At 67.4% G+C, this 25,744-nt stretch carries 20 protein-coding genes; 15 read left to right on the top strand and 5 right to left on the bottom strand.

What is annotated here, in order from left to right; genetic code table 11:
- Positions 1-76: 76 nt before the first annotated feature.
- Positions 77-2,830, bottom strand: a complete 2,754-nt coding sequence (locus L8F97_RS18910; RefSeq protein WP_242153780.1) for a Tat pathway signal sequence domain protein — start codon at positions 2,828-2,830, stop codon at positions 77-79.
- Positions 2,831-3,064: 234 nt separating this feature from the next.
- Between L8F97_RS18910 and L8F97_RS18905 the strand changes: the two genes are divergently transcribed.
- The 3 genes from L8F97_RS18905 to L8F97_RS18895 are packed head-to-tail and all read left to right on the top strand — an operon-like array spanning position 3,065 to position 7,267.
- Positions 3,065-4,270: an HlyD family secretion protein gene (locus L8F97_RS18905; RefSeq protein WP_409929062.1), complete on the top strand. Its 1,206-nt coding sequence runs from the start codon at positions 3,065-3,067 to the stop codon at positions 4,268-4,270.
- Positions 4,263-5,807: an MDR family MFS transporter gene (locus tag L8F97_RS18900; RefSeq protein ID WP_242153778.1), complete on the top strand. Its 1,545-nt coding sequence runs from the start codon at positions 4,263-4,265 to the stop codon at positions 5,805-5,807. The genes L8F97_RS18905 and L8F97_RS18900 overlap by 8 nt, the downstream gene beginning before the upstream one ends.
- On the top strand, positions 5,807-7,267 hold the full coding sequence (locus tag L8F97_RS18895) for an efflux transporter outer membrane subunit (protein ID WP_242153776.1): 1,461 nt from the start codon (positions 5,807-5,809) through the stop codon (positions 7,265-7,267). The genes L8F97_RS18900 and L8F97_RS18895 overlap by 1 nt, the downstream gene beginning before the upstream one ends.
- A 58-nt stretch (positions 7,268-7,325) precedes the next feature.
- Here L8F97_RS18895 and L8F97_RS18890 read toward each other — a convergent pair whose 3' ends face one another.
- Positions 7,326-7,868, bottom strand: coding sequence for a TetR/AcrR family transcriptional regulator (locus L8F97_RS18890; RefSeq protein WP_242153774.1), 543 nt, complete (start codon positions 7,866-7,868; stop codon positions 7,326-7,328).
- Between the two features lie 157 nt (positions 7,869-8,025).
- Here L8F97_RS18890 and L8F97_RS18885 point away from each other — a divergent pair, with 157 nt between their 5' ends.
- Positions 8,026-8,214 carry a hypothetical protein gene (locus L8F97_RS18885; protein ID WP_242153772.1) on the top strand — a complete coding sequence of 63 codons (189 nt, stop codon included), beginning with the start codon at positions 8,026-8,028 and terminating at the stop codon, positions 8,212-8,214.
- A 50-nt stretch (positions 8,215-8,264) separates the two neighbouring features.
- On the opposite strand, the gene L8F97_RS18880 is transcribed toward L8F97_RS18885, so the two are convergent.
- Positions 8,265-9,272, bottom strand: coding sequence for a zinc-dependent alcohol dehydrogenase family protein (locus L8F97_RS18880; RefSeq protein WP_242153770.1), 1,008 nt, complete (start codon positions 9,270-9,272; stop codon positions 8,265-8,267).
- Positions 9,273-9,385: 113 nt separating this feature from the next.
- Positions 9,386-11,260: a glycoside hydrolase family 2 protein gene (locus L8F97_RS18875; RefSeq protein WP_242153769.1), complete on the bottom strand. Its 1,875-nt coding sequence runs from the start codon at positions 11,258-11,260 to the stop codon at positions 9,386-9,388.
- Positions 11,261-11,420: 160 nt separating this feature from the next.
- On the opposite strand from L8F97_RS18875, the gene glpK reads away from it, so the two are divergent.
- The 9 genes from glpK to L8F97_RS18830 all read left to right on the top strand — a co-directional run bounded on the left by glpK (position 11,421) and on the right by L8F97_RS18830 (position 22,578).
- Entirely contained in the window at positions 11,421-12,941 is a 1,521-nt protein-coding gene (glpK, locus tag L8F97_RS18870) for a glycerol kinase GlpK (protein ID WP_242153767.1), read from the top strand.
- Between the two features lie 183 nt (positions 12,942-13,124).
- A complete protein-coding gene (locus L8F97_RS18865) occupies positions 13,125-14,210 on the top strand; it encodes a glycosyltransferase (RefSeq protein WP_277925078.1) in 1,086 nt (361 codons plus the stop codon).
- 2 nt (positions 14,211-14,212) lie between these two features.
- Positions 14,213-15,193 (top strand): acyl-CoA dehydrogenase, encoded by a 981-nt coding sequence (locus tag L8F97_RS18860; RefSeq protein WP_242153764.1) that lies wholly within the window; start codon positions 14,213-14,215, stop codon positions 15,191-15,193.
- Positions 15,190-15,837, top strand: a complete 648-nt coding sequence (locus L8F97_RS18855; RefSeq protein ID WP_242153761.1) for a PIG-L deacetylase family protein — start codon at positions 15,190-15,192, stop codon at positions 15,835-15,837. Before L8F97_RS18860 ends, L8F97_RS18855 begins: the two co-directional genes overlap by 4 nt.
- Positions 15,834-16,439 carry a class I SAM-dependent methyltransferase gene (locus L8F97_RS18850; RefSeq protein WP_242153759.1) on the top strand — a complete coding sequence of 202 codons (606 nt, stop codon included), beginning with the start codon at positions 15,834-15,836 and terminating at the stop codon, positions 16,437-16,439. Before L8F97_RS18855 ends, L8F97_RS18850 begins: the two co-directional genes overlap by 4 nt.
- Positions 16,440-16,535: 96 nt before the next feature.
- On the top strand, positions 16,536-18,401 hold the full coding sequence (locus L8F97_RS18845) for a cation:proton antiporter (RefSeq protein ID WP_242153757.1): 1,866 nt from the start codon (positions 16,536-16,538) through the stop codon (positions 18,399-18,401).
- A 176-nt stretch (positions 18,402-18,577) separates the two neighbouring features.
- A complete protein-coding gene (locus L8F97_RS22880; protein ID WP_242153754.1) occupies positions 18,578-20,701 on the top strand; it encodes a right-handed parallel beta-helix repeat-containing protein in 2,124 nt (707 codons plus the stop codon).
- An 87-nt stretch (positions 20,702-20,788) separates the two neighbouring features.
- Positions 20,789-21,724: a VOC family protein gene (locus tag L8F97_RS18835; RefSeq protein WP_242153753.1), complete on the top strand. Its 936-nt coding sequence runs from the start codon at positions 20,789-20,791 to the stop codon at positions 21,722-21,724.
- 11 nt (positions 21,725-21,735) lie between these two features.
- On the top strand, positions 21,736-22,578 hold the full coding sequence (locus L8F97_RS18830) for a hypothetical protein (RefSeq protein ID WP_242153751.1): 843 nt from the start codon (positions 21,736-21,738) through the stop codon (positions 22,576-22,578).
- Positions 22,579-22,597: 19 nt separating this feature from the next.
- Here L8F97_RS18830 and L8F97_RS18825 read toward each other — a convergent pair whose 3' ends face one another.
- Positions 22,598-23,788, bottom strand: coding sequence for a Gfo/Idh/MocA family protein (locus L8F97_RS18825; RefSeq protein WP_242153749.1), 1,191 nt, complete (start codon positions 23,786-23,788; stop codon positions 22,598-22,600).
- Positions 23,789-24,131: 343 nt separating this feature from the next.
- Between L8F97_RS18825 and paoA the strand changes: the two genes are divergently transcribed.
- Positions 24,132-24,785 carry an aldehyde dehydrogenase iron-sulfur subunit PaoA gene (paoA, locus tag L8F97_RS18820; RefSeq protein ID WP_242153747.1) on the top strand — a complete coding sequence of 218 codons (654 nt, stop codon included), beginning with the start codon at positions 24,132-24,134 and terminating at the stop codon, positions 24,783-24,785.
- Positions 24,782-25,741 (top strand): FAD binding domain-containing protein, encoded by a 960-nt coding sequence (locus L8F97_RS18815; RefSeq protein WP_242153745.1) that lies wholly within the window; start codon positions 24,782-24,784, stop codon positions 25,739-25,741. Before paoA ends, L8F97_RS18815 begins: the two co-directional genes overlap by 4 nt.
- The last annotated feature ends 3 nt before the right edge of the window (positions 25,742-25,744 follow it).

Below are 25,744 nucleotides of genomic sequence, written 5' to 3'. Positions count from 1 at the left end.
CCTTCCCCGGCGCTCCGGGGAAGGTAGATGGTGGGAAAGGTCGAAGCGCCACCGGCCACGTCAGCACTCCTTCGCCCTAGCCCGCCTTGTCGATCAGATCACCGAGCAGCACAAGGTTTGCGGTAGCGGCGAGGCCCCATTGCGCGGCATCGTTGGTGGATACGTCGCTCAGTTCGTCGACCGGCTTGAGCACCGCCGCGCCATCGACATGGTGCAGCGTGCGCCATGGGTCGCGCCCGGCGCGGTCGCCCGATCCGAGGAACTCGGCGAGCGCGCGCTGCGCCAGCGCCGGGTCCTTGCGCTCGACGGCGGCGTAGGCGGTAAAGCGCGAGTGCGCTTGTGTCAGCCCGCGTCCCTTGCCGCTGGCGCCGGTCTTGGCGCGGAACGCGTCGGCGGGGGCGTTGTAGAACGCGCAGTAATCGAGCCAGGTCTCGCGGTAGGCCGGTACGTCGACCAATCTGAGCAGTTCGGCGGTAATCTCAAAGACGCCGAACACGCCGTTCAGGTGCGAGATGCTGACCTCCGCGCCGCCGCCGACGAAGCGACCGCTCGCCGGATCGAATGGCGCGCCGCCCGCGAACCAGCCCTTCGGCAGCGCCGCGGTCGAGCGCATGCCGGCGATGATCCGGTCGCGCCAATGCGGGTCGCGGGTGCGTTCCCATTCGGTGAGCCATGCCGCGACCAGTGCCGCCCAGCTCGTGCCGAACGACATGAACACCTGCCCCGCGGGGAGCTGCCCGGCGGACACCGCGGCATTGCCGCCGGGCGGGCGATTGTCGCCGATGCGATCCTCGACCTTGCGGCCGATGTTGACGGTGAGCAGCGCGCGATCGCTGTCGATCAGTTCACGCATCAGGTCGCCGCAGCGCTCATCGGTGGTGAGGTAGTAATAGACGCGGCGGAAGGCGGCGTTCGAAACGCGCGGCTGCTTGGAACTGTCGCCCCAATGCTGCACGCCGTGGCGCGTGCCCAGCCCCTTAAAGCGACCGGTGTGGTAAACGTCGACCTCGCCCGTGTGGCGCGTCATCGCCTCGGCCATGCGGAACACGTCGGCGCGGCCCGTACGCAAGAAGGCGTACCATAGCCATAGATCGGTGGAGAGTTCGCTATTGTCCCACGCAAAGCCGCCGATATCGTAGCGCCAGACGTGGCGATCGGTATCGTAGGTGTGCATCACGTCGCCATAGTTCCAGAAGCCGTACCAGCGGCGCTGGTCGACCTGGCCAATGTAGTAATCGAGCTCCCGCTTGGCGCGGCCTTCGATCTTCGCGCGCAAGGGTCCGCCCTGCCGCACCGGTCCCCAGATGCCGAACAACTCGGCGGCGTGGACGCGCTCGGGCCGGGCGACAAGGCGCGGCGGCTGCGCGATCTGTGCGGCCATCTCGACGAGGCGGGCGCGCTCCGGCGTGGCGGGGAGCGGCCACAGCCGGAATTCGGTGGTGCGGGCGATGCCGTGCGCATCGCCCCAACCGGGCTCGAAATCCTCATAGGCGATGTCGAGGCCGAGGTTCTGGTGCGCGTAATCCGCCATCCCCTCGGTATCGTGGTAGAAGCGCAGGTCCATCGCCGGCGCGTCGGGCGCGTGATACCAGAGCGTGAAGGTGGCGGCGTCCCCGGTGGCACCCGCCACATCGAGACCGACTGGCGGGCGTTGCCAGAAATCGTGCATCGCGAACGCCGCGCCGCCGCCGGTCGCGCCGCCGATATAGCCGAGGCCGGGCGCGCGACCAGCGGTGTCGACGTCGATCCAGCCATGGCCGGGACCAGTGCGCTTGGTAATGGCGAAGCCGTCCGCATTGGGCTGGCGCAGGCGGAACTCGCCCCACGGGGTGATATACTGCGCCTCGTCGCGCACGGCAGGCGACGACGACGCGAGCGGCGGGGTGGCGCGACCGGCGATCTGCGCTTCGCGGAACGCCGCGCCGGGGTCGCGGCGCAGGCCGGTGAGCGGGCGGACACCTTCCCCCCACAGGCCCCCGTTCTCCCCGGCGAAGCGGATGTGGCGGTCGTGCAATGGGTCGCTCAATGGCACCTGCCCCTCCAGACCGAGACCGCGCACGAACAGCTTGGCCGGATCGATATCGAAGATCAGGCTGTGGACGATCCGCACCGAGGCGGAACCGGCGTGGAAATAGAGGCGCATGGTGAACTGGAGCCAGTCGCCGCCGCTGCCGCGATGCGTGCCGTCGAGCTTCACCACCGCGCGCACCGGCCCGCGCTGTTCGATCGTGGCGGCGCGGATCGCACTGCTCGCGTGCGACAGCGTGGCCGCGCCGTCGGCGTCGTCGTCCGACCGGTCCTGTGCGCTGGCGACGAGGCGGACCGCGCGCATCACCTCGCGCCCGCCGACCTCAGCGGAGCGGATCACCGCCTCGCCATGCTTGCCGATCTGCCAGCGCACATCGCCGACCGTCACCTCGATTGCGTCGGCGGTTTCGTGCACGCTCACCCCGTCGCGGGACCGTGGACTGGTGCCGGCGACGACTTTCAGGCCCTTCGCACGACCGCCACCGGCGGCGAGCGCGTGGCCGGTCCATTTGATCGACCCGTCCGGCCACCATGCCAGCGGCCAGCTCTGCAGCGCCTCGCGCGTGCCGCCCTCACCCGCCAGCGCGTAGCCGCCGCTGCGATAGCGTGTGCCGCGCGGCCACGGCTGCCCCCAGCTCAGACCTTCGTGGCCGGTCGGGAGTGTTTCGTCGAGCCAGGCCACGTCGTCGCCCCCGACCGCTGCGACCGTTTCGCCGAACGCGCGCGCCGGGAAGGTCGCCAGCGTCACCGTGGCGGCGGCGCTCGCCAGAAAATCGCGACGTCGCAAACGGGTGCCGTTCATCGAACCCTCTCCCTGATCATCATTGTATCGGCGCGCACCGCTGGCGACTCCGGCTGTCGCAGCATCGCACGACGTAGCTGGAACTTACAACATGCGATTTCACCTCACATTATCTGGGATTTATCGGGCTAGGTTGTTGTGCACTGCGGTATTCACTGGATCACCGTGACAATTTCTGCTTAGGGACAATGAGATTCGGACATAGTGTCCGCTTGTGAGTTTCCGGGTGCAGCGATGAGCCAGAATGACGAGGATCGGATCGAAACGTCCGAGACGCCACAGGGCAACGGCGATGGCGGGACCGATCCCGCGCCCGCAAAGGACGCCAAGCCAAAGAAGAAGATGAGCCCGGTCGTTAAACTGGTGCTGATCGTGCTGGTGCTGGTGCTGATCGTCGTCGGCATCCTTTGGTTCATTCACTACCAGACGACCGGCAAGTACCTGCAATCGACCAACGACGCGACGATCCAGGCCGATGCGGTCGTCGTTGCGCCCAAGGTGAGCGGCTATGTCGAGCAAGTGCTGGTGGTGGACAATCAGGACGTAAAGGCGGGCGATCCGCTCGTCCGGATCGATCCGCGCGATTACCGCGCCAAGTCCGAACAGGCGCAGGCGCAGATCGCCCAGGCGGACGCCAGCGTGCAGAACGCGCGCGCCGGCATTGCCGAGCAATATGCCGCGATCGACCAGGCCCGCGCGCAGCTTGCCGCCGCGCGCGCCAAGGCGGCGCACGATGCCGCCGAAGTGGCCCGCTACACCCCGCTCGCGGCGAGCGGCGCGGAAACCCGCCAGCAGCTCGCGCAGCTTACCGTCACCGCGCGCCAGTCCGCCGACGACGCCCGCGCGCAGGCCGCCACGCTGGTGGCGCAGGAGCGCAAGATCGCCTCGTTGCGCGCGCAGGTTGGTCAGGCCCGCGCGCAGGGCGAAGGCGCGCGGGCCCAGCTTTCCGCCGCCCAGGTCGATGTCGGCGCGACGCTGATCCGCTCGGCCATCAACGGTCGGATTGGCGACAAGACGGTGGTGATCGGCCAGTATGCGCAGGCCGGCACGCGGCTGATGTCGGTGGTGCCGCTCAACCGGCTCTACATCACCGCCAATTTCAAGGAAACGCAGCTTGCGTTGATGCGTCCTGGCCAGCCGGCGACGATCTCGGTCGACGCACTCGAAGGAACGGACGTGCACGGCCGGGTGGAGAGCGTGTCGCCGGGAACGGGCGCGCAATTCTCGCTGCTGCCGCCGCAGAACGCGACCGGCAACTTCACCAAGATCGTACAGCGCGTGCCGGTCCGCATCTCGATCGAGGCGACGCCCGCTGCGCGGCGCCTGCTCGTCCCTGGCCTGTCGGTGACGGTGTCGGTGGACACGATCAGCGCCAAGAACGACCTGAAGCAGATCCAGCGGCAGGAAAAGCAGCGCGACGAGGCTCGTAAACATGGCTAACACCCCCGCCGCGCCCGAACGTGCAGATGCGGCGGCGTGGCTGGCGGTGGCGGCGGGCACGCTCGGCGCGCTGATGGCGACGCTCGACATCTCGATCGTCAACTCCTCGCTGCCGACCATCCAGGGTGAGATCGGCGCGAGCGGCACCGAGGGGACGTGGGTGGCGACCGCCTATCTCGTCGCTGAGATCGTCATCATCCCGCTGTCGGCATGGCTGACGCGGATGCTCGGCCTGCGCACCTTCCTGCTGATCGCGGTGGTGCTGTTCACCGGCTTTTCGATGATCTGCGGCATCTCCACCAACCTCACGCAGATGATCATCGGCCGCGTCGGCCAAGGGTTCACCGGCGGCGCGCTGATCCCGACCGCGCAGACCATCATCGCGCAGCGGCTGCCGCGCAGCCAGCAGCCGGTCGGCATTGCCGCGTTCGGCGTGACGGCGATCATGGGGCCGGTGATCGGTCCGGTCATCGGCGGCTGGCTGACCGAGAACGTCAGCTGGCATTACGCCTTCTTCCTCAACCTGCCGATCGGCGCGCTCCTAGTCGGATTGTTGCTGATCGGGTTGCCCCACCAGAAGGCCAAGCTGAGCGAATTCGCGCAGGCCGATTTCCTCGGCATCATCGGCCTCGCGCTGGGTCTCGGCGGGCTGACGGTGATGCTCGAGGAAGGGCAGCGCGAACTGTGGTTCGCCTCCAGCCTGATCCGCACGGTGGCGGCGATCTCTGCAGTCGGCTTCATCAGCCTGTTCGCCGGGCAATTCCTCGCACGCCGCCCGGTCATCAAGCTCAGCCTGCTGCTCGACCGGCAGTTCGGCTCGGTCGCGTTGATGGGCGTGGTGCTCGGCATCGTGCTGTACGGCACCTCTTATGTGATCCCGCAGTTCCTCGCCTCGATCGCGGATTACAATTCGCTGCAATCGGGCAAGGTGGTCATGCTGTCGGGCATCCCCAGCCTGATGCTGATGGCGATCGTGCCGATCCTGCTGCGGCGGATCGATATCCGCATCGCGGTTGGCGGCGGGCTGCTCATCATGGGCATGTCGGCGTATTTCGATGCGAACCTCAACGCCTTCGCGACCGGCGGCGACTTTACCGAGTCGCAGTTGCTGCGCGGGGTCGGCCAGATCCTCGCGATGCTGTTCCTCAGCCAGGCGGCGGTGCAGTCGGTGCCGCCGGCGGATGCGGGCGACGCCTCCGGCCTGTTCAACGCGATGCGCAACCTCGGCGGCAGTTTCGCGCTGGCGGGCATCTCGATCATCCAGGATCAGCGCACGTGGTTCCATTCGCGGCGGATGGAGGAAACGCTCAACGCCAATTCGGTGATGGTGCAGGACTATATGGCCGGAAGCGCGCAGCGCGCCGGCAGCATGGCGGCGGCCTATCGACAATTGGGCGGGCAGATCCAGGTCGAGGCGCTGGTGATGACCTATAACGATATCTTCTTCATCATGGCGTGCGGCACGTTGATCGTGCTGCCACTCGTGTTGTTCCTTCGGCCCCTGCCGAAACACTCCGAACCGGCGGCGATGCACTGATGCTGAAAACTCTTCCCCTTGCCGCTTTGATATTGCTCGGCGCGTGTACGGTCGGGCCGAATTATGCCGGACCGCCCAAGGCCGCGTCCGACGCGGTCGCGCGCGGTACGTTCGTGCGTGCAAAGGACACGGCGTTCACGCCGACGCCCGGCCTCGCGCGCTGGTGGGAATCGCTTGGCGACGCGACGCTGAACCGGCTTGTCGACGATGCGCTGGCGCACAGCCCCAACATCGACCTCGCACAGGCGCGCATCCGCGAAGCGCGCGCGCAGGTGGATTCGCGTCGAGCCGGCCAACTGCCGAGCGTCAGCGCCAACGCCACCTATCTGCATGCCGAGCTGCCCGGCACCAGCGTCGGCAACGCCTCGAACAGTGGTGACACCAGCGGTTCTGGGTCGGATATCTCGTCGCTGAACTTCTACAATCTCGGCGGGCAAGTCTCGTGGGAGGCGGATCTGTTCGGCGGCGGCCGGCGCGGCATCGAACAGGCGCGCGCTACCGTCGGCCAGCGCTTCGCCGATCTCGCCGATGCGCAGGTCAGCCTGTCGGCGCAGGTCGCGCAGGCCTATGTCAATCTGCGCGACGTACAGACGCGGCAGCGGATCAACGTGCAATCGAGCAAGTTGCAGCATCAGGCGCTCGACCTGACGCGGCAGCGCTATCAGGCGGGCACCGCCTCGCTGCTCGACGTGCAGCGTTTGCAGACGCAGGCGCAGAACACCGATGCGCAGAACGTGCCGCTCGCCGCGCAGATCGACCAGTATAAGGACCAACTCGCGATGCTGACCGGGCGCGAGCCGGGGTCGCTCGACGCGATACTCGATACGCCCGCGCCGGTGCCGCTCCCGCCCGCGCAGGTGCCGATCGGCGACCCGGCCACGCTCCTGTCGCACCGGCCCGACATCCGCTCGGCCGAACGCGCGCTGGCGGCGGGCAATGCCAACATCGGCGTGCAGAAAGCCAAGCTGTTCCCGAAGCTGAACTTCATGGGCATCATCGGGCTGGGCGGCACCAGCCCCGGTAACGTGTTCGATCCGAGCATGCTCACCACGCTCGCCGCGCCGATGCTGAGCTGGTCGTTCCTCGATTTCGGCCGTACCCGCGCGGCAATCCGGTCGGCAGAAGCGCAGCGCGACGAGGCCGATGCGCAGTACCGCGAAAAGGTGCTGGAGGCGTTGCAGGATGCCGAGCAGAACTTGTCGTTGTTCGGCAATGTCCGCCAGCAACTCGGCCAGTTGAGCGCGGCGGAGCGCACCGCGACGCAGGCGGCGCTGCTCAACCGGCAGCGCTATCAGGCCGGCACCAGCACGCTGATCGACCAGCTCGACATCGAGCGACAGCAGCTCTCCGCCGCACTGTCGGTCGCACAGGCCAAGGCGCAAGTGACCAACGCTTATATCGGTGTGCAGAAGAGTCTCGGGCTTGGCTGGAGCGAACCGGCCACGTCGCCGGCACCCTGATCGGGGCGCTTGGACCGGGCGGAGCTGCCAGCGGCGGATGTTCGTTGCGGCTGCCGCGTCAGCGCGCCAGTCCGCGCAACACCAGGTCCAGCCCCTCGGTGATCAGCGCATCGGGGTCGCGCTCCGCCAAGGGCGATTTCAGCAGCGCGCTGATCATGCGGATGCCGAGCATCACCTGTTCGGTGGTGGCGTCGGCGCGGATTTCGCCGCGCTCGCGGGCACGTGTGACAAAGGGGTGGAGGATCGCCGTCATTCGGCCGTGCAGCGCGTGGAAGGCGGCGAAGTGAGCGTCGTCTTTCGCCAGATCCAGCGTCAGCCGCGCGAACAGCAGCCGCGTGCCCAGCGTCCTGCGCACGATCTGCCGCAGCAGCACCGGCAGCGGTGCCGCGGGATCGAGTTCGGCGCCGATCGCATCGATTTCACGCTCGAAGATCACCAGCAGCAGGTCGAGCCGATCGCGGAAATTGCGATAGAGCGTACCCCGCCCGACCCCGGCACGATCGGCAATGTCCTCCAGCGGCACGTCATAGCCGCTTTCGGCGAAGCACGCCGCCGCCGCGCGGATCAGCGCCTCACGGCGTTCGAGCGCGTCGCGTCGCATGCAAGTACCTTCTTTCGCTTGTATGCACCTTTTGCGCATTCCCGCGCGTCGCGCAACCGCACGCCAGGCGGTGCGGGTGCGGCACGCCCGGTGCGTTGGCGATGACGCACCGATTCATCGGCTCGCGCGTTGATCCGGCTGGAGAAGGAGACGGACGATGGACACCCCGGAAGAGAAAATCGACAACGCCATCGGCGGCGTGCAGGGCACCGAACAGGATCAGGCGGATGCTAGCGAAGATCAGACGGCCAACCTGTCTGGTGACGGACAGACGGTGAAGGCGCCGGACGCGGGCGAGATCGAATGGGCCGGTGGACTGATCGAACGGGCGCCGCGAAGTTCATGAGGTAAACCCGGCGCGGCCTGCCAATACCTGACAGGCCGCGCCGGACGTCTTCACCATTCGACGCCGATCTTGCCGAAGTGCCCGGCGGCCATCTCGTAGCGGAATGCCTCGGCAAGCTGATCTAGCGGGAAACGCCGGTCGACGATCGGGCGTATCTTGCCGCTGTCGAGCGCCCGGACGAACTCCTGCTGCTCGCGGCGACTGCCGACGATCAGCCCCTGCAAGCGTGCCTGTTTTGCCATCAATGCCGCGGTCGGCACCTCGCCGCTCGCGCCGGTCAAAACGCCGATCAGCGAGATGTGGCCGCCGACCCGCACCGCGTCGATCGATTGCGCGAGCGTACCCGGCCCGCCGACCTCGACCACGTGATCGACGCCGCGGCCGCCGGTCCAGTCCCGCACTGCCGCGCCCCAGCCCTGCTGCTCACGGTAGTTGAGCGTGAAGTCCGCGCCGAGGCCACGCGCGCGCTCCAGCTTCTCGTCCGACGACGACGTGATCGCCACCGTCGCACCCATCAGCTTGGCGATCTGCAACGCCCAGATCGACACGCCACCGGTGCCGAGCAACAACACCGTGTCGCCGGCCTTCAGCTTGCCGTCGACGATCAGCGCGCGCCACGCGGTCAACCCGGCCGTGGTGATCGTCGCCGCCTCCACCGCGTCGAAGCCCTTCGGCGCATGCGTGAAGGCCGTCGCCGGCAGGACGACATATTCGCGCGCGAAGCCGTCGATGCCATCGCCCGGCGTGCGGCTGAAGTCGCCCACCGTCGGGGTGCCGTCCTGCCAGTCGGGGAAGAAGCACGACACCACCATGTCCCCAGCCGCGAATTCGGTCACGCCAGCGCCGACCGCTTCGACCACGCCTGCCCCGTCGGCAAGCGGGATGCGGCCGTCATCGGTCGGCATCCGTCCGGTCGCCACGCCGAGATCGTGGTAGTTGAGCGAGCTGCCGTGCAACGCCACCCGGATCTCGCCCGGCCCCGGATCGCCGGGATCGGCGCGATCTTCCGTAACCAGCCGATCGAGATCGATCGGCGCGCGCAGCACCATTGCCTTCATGTTCAAAATCCTTCCACGTGTGCGGCCCACGAACGCGCGGCGGCGCGACTTAGCGCCGAGCGTGAAGGCGTTTTTGTGAGCCCAACCGGTCGCCGACGGGCCGCTACACGCCGCTACTTGGCACGGTTGGCATAATAACTGGCGAGCACGTCGAACGCCTGTTTGCGCTGTCCGGTTTCGGAGATCAGCCCCTTGCGGTTCCAGCCCTGCTGGAAGTCCGGATTCTGCCGCCGTGGCGAACGGAAATCCTTGAGAATCCACGGCGACAGGCCGCGCAGGGTCGGCACACGGTCCGCCATGCCGAGCGTGGCGCGGTAATAGTCGGCCTGAAACTCCTCGGAAAACTTCTGCTCCTTGACCGGATCGTGGAAGCCCGCGCGTGCATCCGCGCCCAGTTCCGAGAAGATCAGCGGCTTGTCGGCGGGCACGCGCCATTCGCTGGTCGCAAGGGTGTTCAGCCGGTCGGACGTGTACCAGCCATTGTAGGTGTTGATCGCCAGCACATCGAGTGCACCCGCCAGCGGATCGGCCAGCGTCATGACCGGGTGGTCGGCCGTCTTGTCGCGTTCCACCAGCAACGCCGCGCTGACCAGACGGGTATCGTCGAGCCGCCGCACGTCCGCCACCAGCGTGCGCAGAAAGGCGTTGCGCGCGTCCGTCACCGGCGTCTCGTTGGCGACACTCCAGATCGCGATCGCCGCGCGGTTGCGATCGCGGTGGATGTTCTCCGCCAGCATCGCACGCGCCCGCGCCAGCGTGTCCGGATCTCCCCAGGCAACGCGCCAGTAGACCGGCACCTCGCTCCACACCAGCAGACCCATTTCGTCGGCGAGCCGCAGCGTCACCTCGGCATGCGGGTAATGCGCCAGCCTCACGTAATTGCCATGCAGCCCGTCCTTGATTTCGCTCAGCAGCGCGCGCGCGGCGGCAGGCGTCATCGCACGGGTGGGATCGGTGCCGAGTTCTTCCTCATGCATCGAGATCCCACGCAGGAAGATCGGCTTGCCGTTGAGCAGAATGTCCGCCCCACGCGTCTCGATCGTGCGGAAACCGATGCGGTCGTGCCAGTGGTCCTCGCCGGCATCGACCGCGACGTCGTACAGCTTGGGCCGCTCCGGCGACCAGCGCACCAGCGCGCGCGGCGCGGCGACCGTGGCACGCCAGTCGCCATGCGCGTCGGTGACACCGGCGCGGTCGAGGTGCAGTTCGGCGACCCTCAGGTGGACCGCCCGGTTCGCCGCCTGCGGCCCGTCGAGATGCACGTCCACCGCCAGCTTGCCGTCGCGTTGCAGGCGCACCCACGCATCGTCGACATAGGTGTCCGGCGTGGCGATCAGCCGGATCGGCCGAGTGATGCCGCCGTAATTCTCCCAGTCGGTCACCGGCGGCGGCACGGTGGTTTCGGTAGCCTGCGAATCGACGCCAACCGTCACCTGATTGTCGCCGTCGCGCAGCAGTTTGGTCACCTCGAAGGCGAACGGCGTGAACCCGCCCTCGTGCCGCCCGACCGGCTTGCCGTTGAGGTACACGACCGTCGAATAATTGGCCGCACCGAAGCGTAGGAAATATCGGCCACGGCGCTGCACCGGCGCCGGGAAGGTGCGCTGGTACCACATCAGGCCCTGATAATGGCGCAGCTCCGGCGCCTCGGTCAGCCAGGACGAGGGCAGCGTGGTGACGGGCGAATGGCCAAGGTCGAATTCGTAGAGCACGCGGTTGTCGGTCGCCATCGCCGCGCGCGGATCGATGTCGAGCCAACGCTGCTGACCTTTATCGGGTGCCTCGCCGTGAAAACCGGCGATGCCCGATCGAAACGGATCGATCGAGTAATGCCACGGCCCGGACAGGTCGGTGCCGGCGCGCAGATCGGCCGCGACCAGCACCGGGCCGGATGCCGGAGGCGCAGGCGGCGCGTCCTGCGCGCCAAGCGGCGCAACCGCCATCGTCGCCGGGATCAACAGGGCTATCGTGCGGAGCAGCATCGTCATGGTTTCCTCCCGACCCGTCATGGCGGGCTTGCGTATCGGACATCATGCCAGCCACTCCTCCCGGCTGGAAGCCCTTCCCGACGCACCGATCTGCGCAATTCGACGTTGAAGGCGCGCGCGAAACGGCGACACTGTCAAACATGCAGCAAGAAAGAACCAGGTGACCGGAACCCATATCCTGGCAATCGACCAAGGCACGACGTCGACCCGTAGCCTCGTGTTCGACCGCCATGCCCGCCGCATAGCCTCCGCGCACCGCGAGTTCACGCAGCATTATCCGCAGCCCGGCTGGGTCGAGCATAACCCGGAGGATATCTGGCGCGACACGCTCGCCACCGCGCGCGAGGCGATCGCGGCAAGCGGTGTGGGTGCAGCCGGGATCGCCGCGATCGGCATCGCCAACCAGCGGGAAACCACCGTGGTCTGGGATCGCCGGAGCGGCGCCGCGATTCACAACGCGATCGTCTGGCAGGACCGTCGCACCGCCGATCGCTGCCGGACGCTGAAGGCCGCCGGCGCGGAGCCGCTCGTCCGCGACCGTACCGGCTTGCTGCTCGACCCGTATTTCTCCGCGACTAAAATCGCGTGGCTGCTCGACGCCATCCCGGGTGCCCGCGCGCGGGCCGAAGCCGGCGAACTCGCCTTCGGCACGATCGACAGCTTCCTGCTCTGGCGCCTGACCGGCGGCGGGAGCCACGCAACCGATATCACCAACGCCGCGCGCACGCTGCTGTTCGATATCCGCAAAGGATGTTGGGACGCGGAGCTATGCCGCCTGTTCGACGTGCCGATGGCGATGCTGCCCGAGGTGCACGACAACGCGCACCTGTACGGCGAGACCGCGCCCGGCCTGTTCGATACCACCATCCCGATCGCGGGCATGGCCGGCGACCAGCAGGCGGCGCTGTTCGGGCAGGCCTGCTTTGCGCCCGGCACCGCCAAATCCACCTACGGCACCGGATGTTTCATGCTGCTCAACACCGGCGGCGACGCGCTCCGCTCGACCAATCGACTGCTCACCACCCCCGCCTACCGGCTTGATGGCCGAACCACCTATGCGCTGGAGGGGTCGATCTTCGTCGCGGGCGCGGCGGTGAAGTGGCTGCGCGACGGGCTCGGCGTGATCACCCATGCGCGCGAGACCGACGACATGGCGACACAGGTGCCGGACAACCACGGCGTCTACATGGTGCCGGCGTTCGTCGGCCTCGGCGCGCCGCACTGGGACCCGAACGCCCGCGCCGCGATCCACGGGCTGACGCTGGGCGCGGGGGCAGCGCATCTCGCGCGTGCCGCGCTGGAAGCGGTCGGCTACCAAACGCGCGACCTGCTGGAGGCGATGATCGCCGACGGCGCCGCCCGCCCCGCCGTGATCCGCGTGGATGGCGGCATGGCCGCGAACGACTGGCTCTGCCAGTTCCTCGGCGATCTGCTCGAGACGACGGTGGAGCGTCCCGGCGACCTGGAGACCACGGCGCGCGGCGCGGCGTTTTTCGCGGGCCTCGCGGTTGGGCTTTGGACGGACCTCGCCGTGCTTGAGGAGCTTTGGTCGCGGGACCGCTGCTTCGAACCGAAGATGACGGCAGAGCACCGCGAAACACTGGTCGCAGGATGGCGCGACGCGCTGCATCGCACGTTAGGGTCTCCCGTGATGCCGCCAAGGCAAAGCGAAATGCGCTAGCGATCACCACCGGTGTTGTTCGCACCGGTCGGTTCCGCTCCATTCACCCGTCCGACAAGATGCGGCTTTAGCTCCGCGCCCTACGCTCCGCTGCGCAGTGTGTGCTTGCCGCAAGCATCAGACCACTTGATCCAAATCAGCGCATTAGCCGCTGGCGCTCGGGATCACATGGGGTAAACGCCGATGCCGATCTTGCAGATACGTTTGCGCCCGGAGTGCCTGAAAACCGTGATAGCAAACCTGCCTGACACTGCTCCCGCCATAGTGGCGATCCCCGCGCGAAACGAGGAACAGTTGTTCCCCGCACTGCTCGAAGCGCTTTGCGCGCTGGATGTCCAGGGTGGACGGCTGATCGTCTGCATCTATCTCGACAGTTGCAGCGACGGCAGCGAGACCCTGCTGCGACAGGCTGCGGGCCGGCTGCCGTTCGAGCTGGTCATCGCGAGCAGCCCGACCCAACACGCGGAAAACGCCGGTGCGGCAAGGCGGGCCGCAATGGCGATGGCGCTGTCCGTCCTGGGCGACGCCGAGGGTCTGTTGTTCACCACGGATGCGGACAGCCGACCGCACCATGACTGGATCCGGGCAGGCTACGCCGCCTTGGTGCAAGCCGACGCCGTGGCGGGACGGATCGTTCGCCGCAACGGGTCCGCTGATCCTGCGCAGTGCCGCATCGAGGCATATTACGATCGTCTGTATCGGTACCGCCGCCTGCTCGATCCGATCCCTTGGGAAGCGCGCGACACCCATCATTTCACGGGCGGCGCCAACATGGCGTTTCGCGCATCCGCCTACCGCGCGCTCGGCGGGTTTCCCGCCCTGCCCTCGGGCGAAGACGCCACGATCCTCGACGAAGCGGCACGCGCCGGTCTGCGGGTGCGCCGGGACGCCGCAATGGTGGTTGAAACATCCTCGCGGCGCATCGGGCGCGCGGCCAGCGGGCTGGCGAGTACGCTGCTCGCCCTCGATTCCGGTCTGCCGCCGCACGTCGCCCACCCTGGTGGGGCAGCATGGCAGTGGCAAGCGCACGCGGCGGCCCGCGCCGCCTTCGCGACGATCGGATCCCCTGATGTTCGCAAGAGCCTGGCCGCGCGCCTGGACCTCACCGCCGATCATGTTCTCGGCGTCGCGCGGGATTGCCCCAATGCCGAAGCCTTCGCGATCCGGATCGTGCCCGCCGCACCGGCCGGCTTCGGCGTGGTAAGCCTCGCAGCGGCCGAGGAAGCACTATCGGCGCTCGAGATCGGCGCCAGCGAGATCGCGGCGTGACGATGGCGGCGCAACTGCGAGGGGCGATCGCGGCCGCAGGCTGGGCGCAAAATCCGGCCGCCGACCCGCGCACAGCGCAGGAGAGCATGGCAATCCTGAAGCCGCTGTACACACAGGGTCGAACCGATCTGCCGCTCGGCCGGCTTCTGGAAGGGCATGTCGACGCCACGCAGATCGTACAGCGCTACGGCAACGAAGCGCAGATCGGCGGGCTTCGACAGGCGTTGGCTGGCGGCGCGATGCTGGGCGTGTGGAACGCCGCGTTGCCGGACGAACCGCTGCTGCTCGAGCAAGGGCTGCTAAACGGCGGCAAAAGCTACGCGTCGGGCGCCGGCGTGCTCACGCACGCGCTGGTCACCGCTCAGGAGGCTGGCGGCACGCGGCTGATCCTGATCGATCTCGCCGACACGCCACCGGTAATCGACCGAAGCTGGTGGCGGATGACGGGTATGCAGCGCTCCGAAACGCATCAGGTCCGTTGGTCGAACGCGGTCATCGAGGCGGCAGGCCAGATCGGTGACGCCAACGTCTACGCGACGGAGCCTTTTTTCAGCGGCGGCGCGCTGCGCTTCGTGGCGGTCCACGCCGGCGGCATCGCCGGGCTGTGCGACCGTACCCGCGACCATCTCGTCGCCACCGGCCGCGCGGACGATCCGTTTCAGACGGCTCGGTTGGCCGAACTGTTCTGGCTGGCCGATACCGCCGCATCGTTCGTGCGCCGCGCCGCCGTCGCATTCTTCGAAACCGATGGCGAGGAACGGCTCGCCAGAGTCGCCGCCGCGCGCATGGCGGTCGCTCAAGCCGCCGAACGCGCGATCGATATCGCGCAGAACGCCGTGGGCCTTGCCGGGCATTTCGTCGATCATCCGCTGGCGGCGATGATTACCGATCTATCCGTCTATCTGCGGCAACCCGCGCCGGATGCGCAGCGGCTCCGCGTCGGGCGCGCGGTGAAGGACGGCCTCCTGGTGCCGGCGCTGTGAAGCTCGATATCACGCGCGTACGGCGCGCCGTGATCGTCGCGCCGCATCCGGACGATGAGATCATCGGCGCGGCCGGTTTGATGCTCGCGCTGAAGCAACATGGCGCGCGGGTCCGGGTGGTGGTCGTCAGCGACGGCGCCGCATCACACCCCGGCAGCCGCAAATGGCCGCCCAAGCGGTTGGTCGGTGCGCGGCGGCGTGAAAGCCTGCTCGCGCTCCGTCGCCTCGACATCCCGGCCGGCGACGTCCACTTCCTCGGCCTGCCCGATGGAGCGCTACCCCAGCACCTGCCCCGCTGCCGACAGCGCGTCCGCCGCGCGGTGGGACCGGGCCAGGACCTGATCGTCGGCCCGGCGGCGACCGACGCGCACCCCGATCATCGCGCGGTGGCGATGGCGCTTGGACGCGGCTTCGGCGCGGTCCGGCAGCTCAGCTACCACGTCTGGCCGCCCCGCGCCGGTGCGATCGCACGGGCGCGGACCGTGCCGATGCTGGGGGGGCATGCGGCGAAACGGTCGCTCCTTCGCCTATACCGCACGCAACTGGGCGCAATCACCGACGACCCCACCGGGTTCGCGATCGCACGCCACGAACTCGCCGCGTTCGCGCACCCGCTCGAAACCTTCGTGGAGGTGCGCCGATGAAGGCGATCGGCCTGGAAGGGTTCGCGGATAAGTTCGCGCAGAGCGACGATCCCTGGGACACCTTCACCAGCCGGGACGAGGCCGTCAAACGCGCGGCGATCCTGCACGCGCTCGGCCCCGGGCCGGTCGGGCGAGTGCTGGAACTGGCCAGCGGCAATGGGTCGAACAGCAGGGCGCTGGCACGGCGCGCGCTGCGCCTCGACGCGACGGAGGGCACCGCCGAGGGCACGCGCCTGACCGCTGCGGCAATCCGCGACCACGCAGGTGCACGCGCGATCATGCTGCCGTTGCCGGGCCGGTTGCCCCGCACCCGCTATGATGCGGTGATCGTCGCGGAGTTGCTCTATTACCTGTCGTCGGCGGACATGGCGCGGGTGGCGAAGGATGTCGCCGCCGCGCTTCGACCGGGTGGCCGGCTGGTGCTGGCGCACCACGCGATCGACTTCTACGACTTCGCGCAGCACGCCAGCGGCATACAGGAACGGTTCCTGCGGTTCGCCGGCGGCGGCTGGCACATCAGGCGGGTGCGGTCGTGCCGCCGCTGGCAGGTCATCGTGGCAACCCCCGTACCCCGGTTGCAGGAACCCGCCGCCGATCGCTGATGCGGGTCAGCCGAACGACCCAGCATTCCTGCTTCAGACACGCGACTAAATGGATCGCCCGCCGTTTAGGCGAGGCGCTCGCTCGGAGATAAACCTTTGGAAGACACGATATTGCTGCTGGTCGTCGGCGTTGCCGTCGCGGGCGTGTTCGGCCAGTGGCTCGGCTGGCGGCTGAAGCTTCCCGCCATCATCCCGCTGCTGGTGATCGGCGCGATTGCCGGGCCGATCGCCGGAATCGTCAAACCATCGGTCGCGCTTGGCGAGGTGATGCGCCCGGCGATCGGCATGGCGGTCGCCATCATCGTGTTCGAGGGCGGCCTGAACCTCAACCTGCGTGAGCTTCGGTCGGCAGGCTCGGGCGTGCTGCGGCTGGTCGCGGTCGCGCTGCCGCTCAACTGGCTGTTCGGTACGTTGGCGGCGCATTTCGTGGCGGGCATGTCGTGGCAGGTATCTATTCTGGTCGGGGCGATCCTGGTGGTGACCGGCCCCACCGTCATCATGCCGCTGCTGCGGCAGGCGAAGCTGGAACCGCGCTCCGCCGCGTTCCTGAAGTGGGAAGCGATCGTCAACGATCCGATCGGCGCGACCATCACCCTGCTCGTCCTCAGCTTCCTGACGTTATCGACGACGATGAGCAACACCGACGCTGTCCTGCAGCTTGCGTGGCGTACGTTGCTCGGCGGCGGGATCGCGGCCGCGCTCGGGCTGGCGGTTCCGTTCGGCATCCGTACGCTGTTCCGGCGGGATCTCGCGCCTGAGTATCTGAAAACGCCAATCCTCCTCGCCGGCGCGCTGGGCGTCTACGCAGCCGGTGAAGCGATCCAGCCCGAAACCGGGCTGGTGGGCGCGACGCTGTTCGGCGTCGTCCTGGCCAACATCGACGTCACCGGGCTTCAGGAACTCCGCCGCTTCAAGGAATCGCTGACGGTGTTCCTGGTGTCTGGCCTGTTCATCCTGCTGACCGCCAATATCGACCGGCAGACCGTGATGATGTTGAGCTGGCCGATCGCTGCGACGACCCTGGCGATCCTGTTCGTGGCACGCCCGCTCGCGATCGGGCTCGCCACGCTCGGCGCCAAGGTGAGCTGGTCCGAGCGTCTCCTTGTCGGCTGGATCGGGCCGCGCGGCGTCGTCGCCGCCGCCATCGCCGGCGTCGCGGGGGAACGGCTCGCCAAGGCGGGCTACCCGGACGCCAACCTCGTCCTGCCGCTCGTCTTCGCGGTGATCGCGTCCACCGTCCTGCTCCACGGCCTGTCGCTCGCTCCGCTCGCCCGCCGGCTGAAGCTCGCCAGCGGCGGTCGCGGCGGTGTACTCATCGTCGGCGCGTCCGCCTGGACGATCGGCCTTGGCGAGGCGCTGCGCGGTGCCGGCATACCGGTGCTGCTGGTCGACCGTTCCGCCAACGCGCTGCGGGCGGCCCGCCTCGCCGGCCTCCAGACCCTCCGCGTCGAAATCCTGTCCGTCATCGGCGAGGAGGTGGTCGACCTGCGCGATTACGAGCATCTCCTCGCCGCCACGCCCGACGATGCGTACAACGCGCTGGTCTGCACACGCTTCGCGCCGGAGCTTGGGCGCGAGCGGGTCTACCAGATCGCGCCGGACGATAGCACCGGCCGCTACGCCTCTGCGCGTGAGTGGCGCGGCAAGATCGCGGTCGCCATGGACATGGCGCACGCGCGTTTGTCCGACCTGATGCAGGCCGGTGCATCCTTCCTCGTCGAACCCGCTGATCAACGCTCGGGTGACGACGAGCATAGCTGGGTCGTCGCGACCATCGCCACCAACGGAGACTTCACGCTGGTGAGCCCCGAACAGGAAGCGCCGCCGCCCACGGACGGTCTGGTAGTGGTGCTACATCAACCGGTGCTGGCGGTCGAACCGGTACACCGCAAGCGGAGACTCATTACCCTGCTCACGAGCCGCCTGCGATCGGCCCCGCTCGAACAGAAACGCGGCGCCTGACCGGCTGGCGCTTGGCTAAAGGTGCCGACAGCACCGGCAGCGCCGGTGATAGATTGAAGAACAACCGATTACTCAGACAAAACGCTTGCCTTAAACCCGTTTACATCGGCATCTTGGCGCCGCGTCGACGGCGGGCAGCAAGCTCGCCGTAGGAACGCGGAATCAGGAGCGGGACGGTGGCGGCACGACAGGAGCGATCGGCGCAGAGACAGCCGGCGTCGAATGGCCCCGAAACAGGCTGTGACCGGCGCGCCTTTATCGAAACTGCCGCGTGGCTAACCGCCGCCTCCGGCCTTGGCTTTGGCACGACCGGCACGGCGACCGCGCGGGACGGCAGCGCCACAACCGACACGCGCCTGCCCGACGGGGCGGCCTTCCCCCGCTGGGAACAGCCGCTTACCTTTTCCAAAACCTACTACGTCGACATCGCGTCCCGGTCCGCCGACGATGCCGGCCCCGGCGATGCCGCACGACCGTTCCGCACGATCGGTCGCGCCGCCGAAATCCTGCAGCCGGGCGAGCGCGTCGTTATCGCCGCCGGCGTGTACCGCGAGTGCGTCCGCCCGGCGCGCGGCGGTACTGGCCCAGGCGAGATGATCAGTTACGAGGCGGCACCCGGCGCGAAGGTCTGCATCCGTGGTTCGGAAGTCCTTGGCGACGGCTGGCGGCGGGTGGCAGTCCCGCGCGGCCCGGCGTGGGGCACCAGCGATGCGTCAGATGTCGCGGTGTGGCGACACGATCTGCCCGGCACGTTGTTCCCCGACGGCTACAACCCTTTTGCGCTGCCCAGCATCATGGGATCGTGGGAGTGGCTGGACGGCGCGACCACCGATCTCGGCCCCTATATGCGGCGGCGCGGGCTGGTGTTCGCCGACGGCAAGCCGCTGGAGCCGATGGAGCAGCTTCGCGAACTGGTGATGCCCGACCTGCCGCCGATGCCGGATTTCACCCAACCTGCGAAGCCGCAGAACGGGCTGCCGCCGCGCCGTCGCGGCGGTCCGATCATGCAAGAGATCGGTGGCACGCCGACCGCACGGTGCTGGACCGATCATAGCGGCACCGCGATCTACGTGCGGCTCGCGGCGGGAACCCCCGCCGATCACATGATGGAGGTGACCACCCGTCAACACGCCTTCATCCCGGCGCAGAGCGGCACCGGCTACATCCGGGTGAAGGGCCTCACCTTCCAGCAGGTCGGCAATGCCTACCCGTTCCCGCAGTTCGGCATGGTGTCGCTGGCAGGCGGCGACCATTGGATCCTTGAGGATAACGTGCTGGAGTGGGCCAACGGAATCGGCCTCGATATCGGCAGCGACGGCGACAGCAATGGCGCGTCGCTGGCCGGCACCGCGATCATCGTGCGCGGCAACACGTTACGCTACTGCGGTGTCGAGGGGATCGGCGGCATGGGCACCAGCGACGCGCTGATCGAGGACAATCTGATCGAGTGGTGCGGCTGGGCCGATGCCGAGCGCGGCTGGGAGGCGGCCGGCGCCAAGTTCCACCGCGCGCGCGGCATGCTGTTCCGCCGCAACGTCATCCGCCACATCCGCCACGGCGCCGCCGCCTGGTGGGACGTCGGCAACGACAATTGCCGGGTGACGCAGAACGTTTTCACCGACGTGCTGACCGTCAGCGCTGCGGTGCATTTCGAGATGAACCCGGCGCGCAACATGATCGACAACAACATGATCTGGGACGTGCGCAATGCCGAACCCGGCACGCCCGGGCAACGCGGCTGCGCGGGTTCGGGCATTTTCGACAATGCCACCAGCAACCTCGTGATCGCGCACAATCTGATCGGCCGCTGCGACAATGCCGGCGTCTTCACCATCGTCCGGCCCGATCGCGGCCGGCCGGTTGCGGAGGGCAATACCATCTCCGGCAACATCTTCGCCAAGTGCAAGGTGGGGATCGTGTTTCTCAGCACCAACAATACGGCGGACGGCAACGTCTATGTCGATATGCCCGACGCCTTCCAGGGTCTGCTGACGAGCATGCCCGCCTCCGCCCGCCTGCCCGACGCGTGGCGTTACATCCGCTACGAGACGCTGGCGGGCTGGCGCGCGGCGCATGGCTGGGACCGGACTTCGGTGGTCGCCGACCTGCGGATCACGTTCGATCCCGATGCGCTGACGCTGACGCTCTCGTCCGAAGCGCCACTGCCGCGATCCGCTGCGGGACCGGCAGGCGAGACCGACATGCTCGGCAAACCGACCGACGCGGTCCGGGTCGCGGGTCCGCTCGCCAGCCTGCGCGCGGTACGATCACGATCGGTCGACCCGCGCAGACGATCCTGACGGCCTTCGCCCCCACATCACGACATTCGGCACGTCGCCATCTGAAATTACCCCAAGCGTAAGTAGCGCAACCCAGGAGAGCAGACCATGTCACGACGTTCATTAGCCTGCGCCGGCGTGGCACTCGCCATGCTGTTGCCCACCGCGAGTTCGGCGCAAGGGCCGGCACGACCGCCGCTCGCCAGCGTCTCGCACATCGCGGTCTATGCCGCCGATCCGGCCAAGAGCGAGCGGTTCTACGTCCATGATCTCGGCGCTGTGAAACAGCCAGACCCGGAACAATCCTCCGGCGCACGCTACTATTTCTCGCCCACCCAGTTCGTCGAGGTGCTGCCGCTGCCAGCCGGCGACCATTCGATCAACCGGCTCGCGCACGTCGCCTTCAACACCGCCAATGCCGCGCAGATGCGCACGTATCTGGCCGCACACGGCGTCACGGTGCCTGCCGCGCTCAGCACCGCGCCCGATGGCAGCCGCTGGTTCTCGGTCACCGATCCCGAGGGTACGGTCGTGCAGTTCATGCAACCGCCCGCCAAGCTGCCGACGGTGCCGGTCAACCCGCTGTCGAGCCACATCATGCACTTCGGCTTCATCGTCCACAATCGCGCCAACGAGGATCGCTTCTACAAGGGCGTCCTCGGCCTGAAACCCTATTGGGAGGGCGGGATGAAGGAAGATCACCCGACCTGGATCTCGCTCCAATTGCCCGACGGGCGCGACTGGATCGAATATATGGTCGTCGGCACGCCTGACACCAAAGGCATTCCCGCCGACATGAGTGCGGCAAATCTCGGCGTACTCAACCATTTCGCACTCGGCGTACCCGACACGCGCACCGCCTATACCCTGCTGTGGAACGGCGACCGGTTACAGGGGCAGGATCAGGTTCCGAAGATCGGTCGTGACGCGAAATGGCAGCTCAACCTGCTCGACCCGGACGGCACGCGCGCGGAGTTGATGGAGTTCCATGCGATCGGCAAGCCGTGCTGCTCCCCCTTCGCCGCGCCCGATCCCGAGAAGTGAGCGAGGTTCTCATGCACAAGATCCTAAGCCTGGCGGCAATCGTGGCGATCGGTGCCGCGCCTGCTGCAACCCCCGCACGCGCGCAGGAGCATGCCGACGTTCCCGGCAGTTCCATCGCCAACAGCCCGCCGGGTGCGCCGATCGCGCCCGATTGGGCGTACCCGCAATCGACCGTGCACAATCAGGTTGGGCCGCCGCCCGGCTTTCACCGCCCGACCCGCGTCGAGAACCGCGCGATTGGTGTATTCTCGGCGCAGGCTGATGTCGGCGGCGCGGTCGCACCCGGTAGTGCGACCTTCGCGGACGGCACCTACACGATCCACTCGGCCGGCTATAATGTCTGGTACACGCGCGACGAGTTCCGCTTCCTGTTCAACAAGATGTCTGGCGATGTTTCATTGGCGGCAGACATCGCCTATCCGAACGGCGGCTTCGGCGATCACAAGGCGCTGCTCGTCATCCGCCAGTCGCTGGACGACGATGCCAAGGAAGCGTTCGTCGCGCTGCACGGCGATGGCATGTTCCACCTTGCCCAGCGGCCGGAGCCCGGCCGGCGGATCAGCGACATGGAATATCGCATCGGCAGTCGCGGCGGCCTGCCCGGCGGCAAGTCGCCCGACAGCCTAGTCACGCTCAACGCCAAGCGCATCGGCATCGAAAAGAAGGGCAACCAGTTCACCTTGTGGGTGAGCGAACAGGGTGAGCCGATGCATCAGTTCGGCGCGCCGATCACGCTCGACATCACCGCGCCCTTCTATGTCGGCATCGGCTTCTCGTCGCACCTGCCCGGTGTTGCGGAAACGGCGACCTTGTCCAACGTGGTGCTGGAGAACCGCGCCGGCCGCGTGCACTGAGCACGCGGCCGGCGCCGCATCACACCGAGGTGCGGATGCCGACGGTCGTGGCCGGATCATACGCGCGCCGGTAACCGCCGGCGATCTTCACCGATGCACCGCCGTTCGCGACCGACTGCTGGATGGCGTGGATGATCCGCATATCCTGCAGCCCCTCCTCCCCCGGCGAGACGTTGGGGGATTTGCCGCGCACCACGTCCGCGAACCAGTTCATCTCGTTGCCGAACTGGTCGATCTCCTTCACCTGCGGCTGAGGGTCGTTCTTGCCGCCGACGATGCGCAGGGAATTGCCGCCGTAGAAACAGCCCGGATCGGCGACCATGCGCCGATCGCTGCCGATCGCCTGCCACGACATCGTGCCCGGCTGCGAGAAGCAGGACGACCCCTCCCCGATCGCGCCGGAGGGGAACCGCATCTGCCACGCGATCATGTCGTCCACCGTCTTGAAGCGTGGATCGTTCCGGTCGGTCCGCGCCCAGCCGCGCACCTCGACCGGTTCTTCCAGCAGCAGATAGCGTGTCGCGTTGATCCCGTAGATACCCATGTCGGCGAGCGCGCCGCCGCCGGACATCGCCATGTCCAGCCGCCAGGCGTCGGACGGATCGGACAGGTCGGTCTGCTTGCCCATCACCGCACTCACCAGCCGCGGCGTGCCGAGCGTGCCCTTGCGCATGATCTGCATCGCGGTGACGTTCACGGGCTCGTACTGGCAGCGATAGGCGATCATCAACTGCCGGTTCGCGGCCTTGCCGGCAGCGATCATGCGCTCGCATTCCGCCAGCGTGACCGCCATCGGTTTTTCACAAAGCACATGCTTGCCGGCCTTGAACGCGCGCACGGTGAAGTCGGCATGCATCGAGTTCGGCAGAACGATGTAGACGACCTGGATGTTGGGGTCTTTGGCGATGCGGTCGAACGTGTCGTAACTGTAGATCGCGGTCTCGGGCAGGCCATATTCAGCGGCGAGCCGCTTCGCCTTGTCGGGGCTCCCACTCACCAAGGCGGCAAGGTGTGCGTTCTTGGTTCGCTTCAGTGCGGGCAGGATCTGCCCGATGCTCAGCTTGCCCAAGCCGACCACCGCATAGCCGACCGATCCGGGCGATTTCTGCTGCGCCTGCGCGGCATTGGCCATCGCGCCGGCGGCCGGGATCGCCAGAGCGGCGCCCATGCCAAGTTCGATCACGCCGCGTCTCGTTACTTCGCGCTCCATCGCATCCTCCATCCTGTGACGTCGGCCGTTTATCTTTCCTACGTGCCGGCGGTGTAACGCAGCTTGGTGCCGGAAAGAACCACATTGCACCACCGTGACCTGCGAAATGCTGCGGGAACCTGGCTCCGGCGACAGCGTCACGCGCAAACCGACCTCGGCTCTACCATCCGAAGCCCGTCGATTACGCCGACTTTGAGGCACTATCATCGTGTCATTGAAGCATTATCATCGTTGCAATGCGTTGTAGGGTGGGTCCGATCAGCTTACACAAGCGTTAGGGGTATGATCCGGAGCGCCGCTGCGCGGCAATTCGGCGCCAAGTCGTTCAACGAGGAAATCTTTGATGTCGGATACGTCCGAATTCGAATTGTCGCGGCGCGGCATTCTTGCGGGGGGCGCTGCCACTGCAATGGTAGCCGCCGCGCCCGCGTCCGCCGTGTCGCAGCCGGCGCACCGCACCGAGGCTTCGCCCGCGTTACCGCTTCGCCTCAAGGTGAACGGTAAGCAACAGACGCTTTCGCTCGACCCGCGCACGACGTTGCTCGACGCACTGCGTGAGCATCTGCATCTCACGGGCACCAAGAAAGGTTGTGACCACGGCCAGTGTGGCGCCTGCACGGTGATGGTCAACGGCGTGCGGATCAATTCGTGCCTGAGCCTTGCCGTGATGCACGAGGGCGACGACGTCACCACGATCGAGGGACTGGGTACGCCCGAGAAGCTCCATCCGATGCAGGCCGCGTTCGTGAAGCATGACGGATATCAGTGCGGCTATTGCACGCCGGGGCAGATCTGTTCGGCAGTCGCAGTGCTCGACGAGATCAAGCGCGGGGTTCCCAGCCACGTTCAGGCAGATGTCGGCGCGAAGCCGCAGGTGACCAACATCGAAATGCGCGAGCGGATGAGCGGCAACATATGCCGCTGCGGCGCCTACTCCAACATTGCGGACGCGATGGCGGAAGTGGCTGGAGACGACTTCAGGGAGCAGCGGGCATGAGGGCCTTCACTTACGAACGCGCGCACGATCCCGTCGCCGCGGCACGCGCGGCGGCACAGCCGGGCGCCAAGTTCATCGCCGGCGGTACCAATCTGCTCGATCTCATGAAGATCGAGGTCGAGACCCCGACCCACCTTGTCGATGTACAGGATCTGGGTTTCGACAAGATCGAGAACACAAAGGATGGCGGGCTACGCATCGGCGCGCTCGTCACTAACACCGATCTTGCGACGGACGGGCGTGTGCGCCGCGATTATGCCGTGCTCACCCGCGCCATCGTTGCGGGGGCGAGTGGACAGCTCCGCAACAAGGCGTCGACCGCCGGCAACCTGCTCCAGCGGACCCGCTGCCCGTATTTTTACGACATCAACATGCCGTGTAACAAGCGCAAGCCCGGCTCGGGCTGTGCCGCGATCGGCGGGGTATCGCGCCAGCTTGGCGTGATCGGCGTGAGCGACAAATGTATCGCGACCTTCCCCGGCGACATGGCCGTGGCGATGCGCGTGCTCGATGCGGCAGTCGAGACGGTCGATGCGACCGGCCAGCACCACTCCATTCCCATCGCCGAGTTCCATCGGTTGTGGGGCGACCATCCCGAACAGGACACCGTGTTGAAGCCGGGCGAACTCATCACGGCGGTGACGCTGCCCCGGCCGCTTGGCGGCAAGCACTTCTATGAGAAGGTACGCGACCGGGCGTCTTACGCCTATGCGCTCGTCTCCGTGGCGGCGGTGATCCAGCCCGACGGCACCGGCCGGGTCGCCTTCGGCGGCGTAGCGCCGAGGCCGTGGCGGGTCGAAGCGGCCGACGCGCTGCTACCGCAGGGTGCCGCGGCGGTGACGGCGCGCGCTTTCCAGGGCGCGACGCCGACGCAAGACAACAAGTTCAAGCTGCCGCTCGCCACCCGTGCGCTGGCATCCGTCATCGCCGAATCGCAACAGAAGATCGGGGCCTGATCC

Origin of the sequence: Sphingomonas sp. BAUL-RG-20F-R05-02 (assembly GCF_022662305.1) — a bacterium.
Taxonomy (GTDB): Bacteria; Pseudomonadota; Alphaproteobacteria; order Sphingomonadales; family Sphingomonadaceae; genus Sphingomonas.
The sequence above is the reverse complement of the archived record's forward strand: the minus strand, read 5'-3'. Positions and strand labels throughout refer to the sequence as shown.

Excerpts from the sequence above, each read along its gene's own strand:
- L8F97_RS18910 (WP_242153780.1), bottom strand. The coding sequence starts at position 2,830 with ATGAACGGCACCCGTTTGCGACGTCGCGATTTTCTGGCGAGCGCCGCC.
- L8F97_RS18905 (WP_409929062.1), top strand. The coding sequence starts at position 3,065 with ATGAGCCAGAATGACGAGGATCGGATCGAAACGTCCGAGACGCCACAG.
- L8F97_RS18900 (WP_242153778.1), top strand. The coding sequence starts at position 4,263 with ATGGCTAACACCCCCGCCGCGCCCGAACGTGCAGATGCGGCGGCGTGG.
- L8F97_RS18895 (WP_242153776.1), top strand. The coding sequence starts at position 5,807 with ATGCTGAAAACTCTTCCCCTTGCCGCTTTGATATTGCTCGGCGCGTGT.
- L8F97_RS18890 (WP_242153774.1), bottom strand. The coding sequence starts at position 7,868 with ATGCGACGCGACGCGCTCGAACGCCGTGAGGCGCTGATCCGCGCGGCG.
- L8F97_RS18885 (WP_242153772.1), top strand. The coding sequence starts at position 8,026 with ATGGACACCCCGGAAGAGAAAATCGACAACGCCATCGGCGGCGTGCAG.
- L8F97_RS18880 (WP_242153770.1), bottom strand. The coding sequence starts at position 9,272 with ATGAAGGCAATGGTGCTGCGCGCGCCGATCGATCTCGATCGGCTGGTT.
- L8F97_RS18875 (WP_242153769.1), bottom strand. The coding sequence starts at position 11,260 with ATGACGATGCTGCTCCGCACGATAGCCCTGTTGATCCCGGCGACGATG.
- L8F97_RS18865 (WP_277925078.1), top strand. The coding sequence starts at position 13,125 with ATGCCGATCTTGCAGATACGTTTGCGCCCGGAGTGCCTGAAAACCGTG.
- L8F97_RS18860 (WP_242153764.1), top strand. The coding sequence starts at position 14,213 with ATGGCGGCGCAACTGCGAGGGGCGATCGCGGCCGCAGGCTGGGCGCAA.
- L8F97_RS18850 (WP_242153759.1), top strand. The coding sequence starts at position 15,834 with ATGAAGGCGATCGGCCTGGAAGGGTTCGCGGATAAGTTCGCGCAGAGC.
- L8F97_RS18835 (WP_242153753.1), top strand. The coding sequence starts at position 20,789 with ATGTCACGACGTTCATTAGCCTGCGCCGGCGTGGCACTCGCCATGCTG.
- L8F97_RS18830 (WP_242153751.1), top strand. The coding sequence starts at position 21,736 with ATGCACAAGATCCTAAGCCTGGCGGCAATCGTGGCGATCGGTGCCGCG.
- L8F97_RS18825 (WP_242153749.1), bottom strand. The coding sequence starts at position 23,788 with ATGGAGCGCGAAGTAACGAGACGCGGCGTGATCGAACTTGGCATGGGC.
- paoA (WP_242153747.1), top strand. The coding sequence starts at position 24,132 with ATGTCGGATACGTCCGAATTCGAATTGTCGCGGCGCGGCATTCTTGCG.
- L8F97_RS18815 (WP_242153745.1), top strand. The coding sequence starts at position 24,782 with ATGAGGGCCTTCACTTACGAACGCGCGCACGATCCCGTCGCCGCGGCA.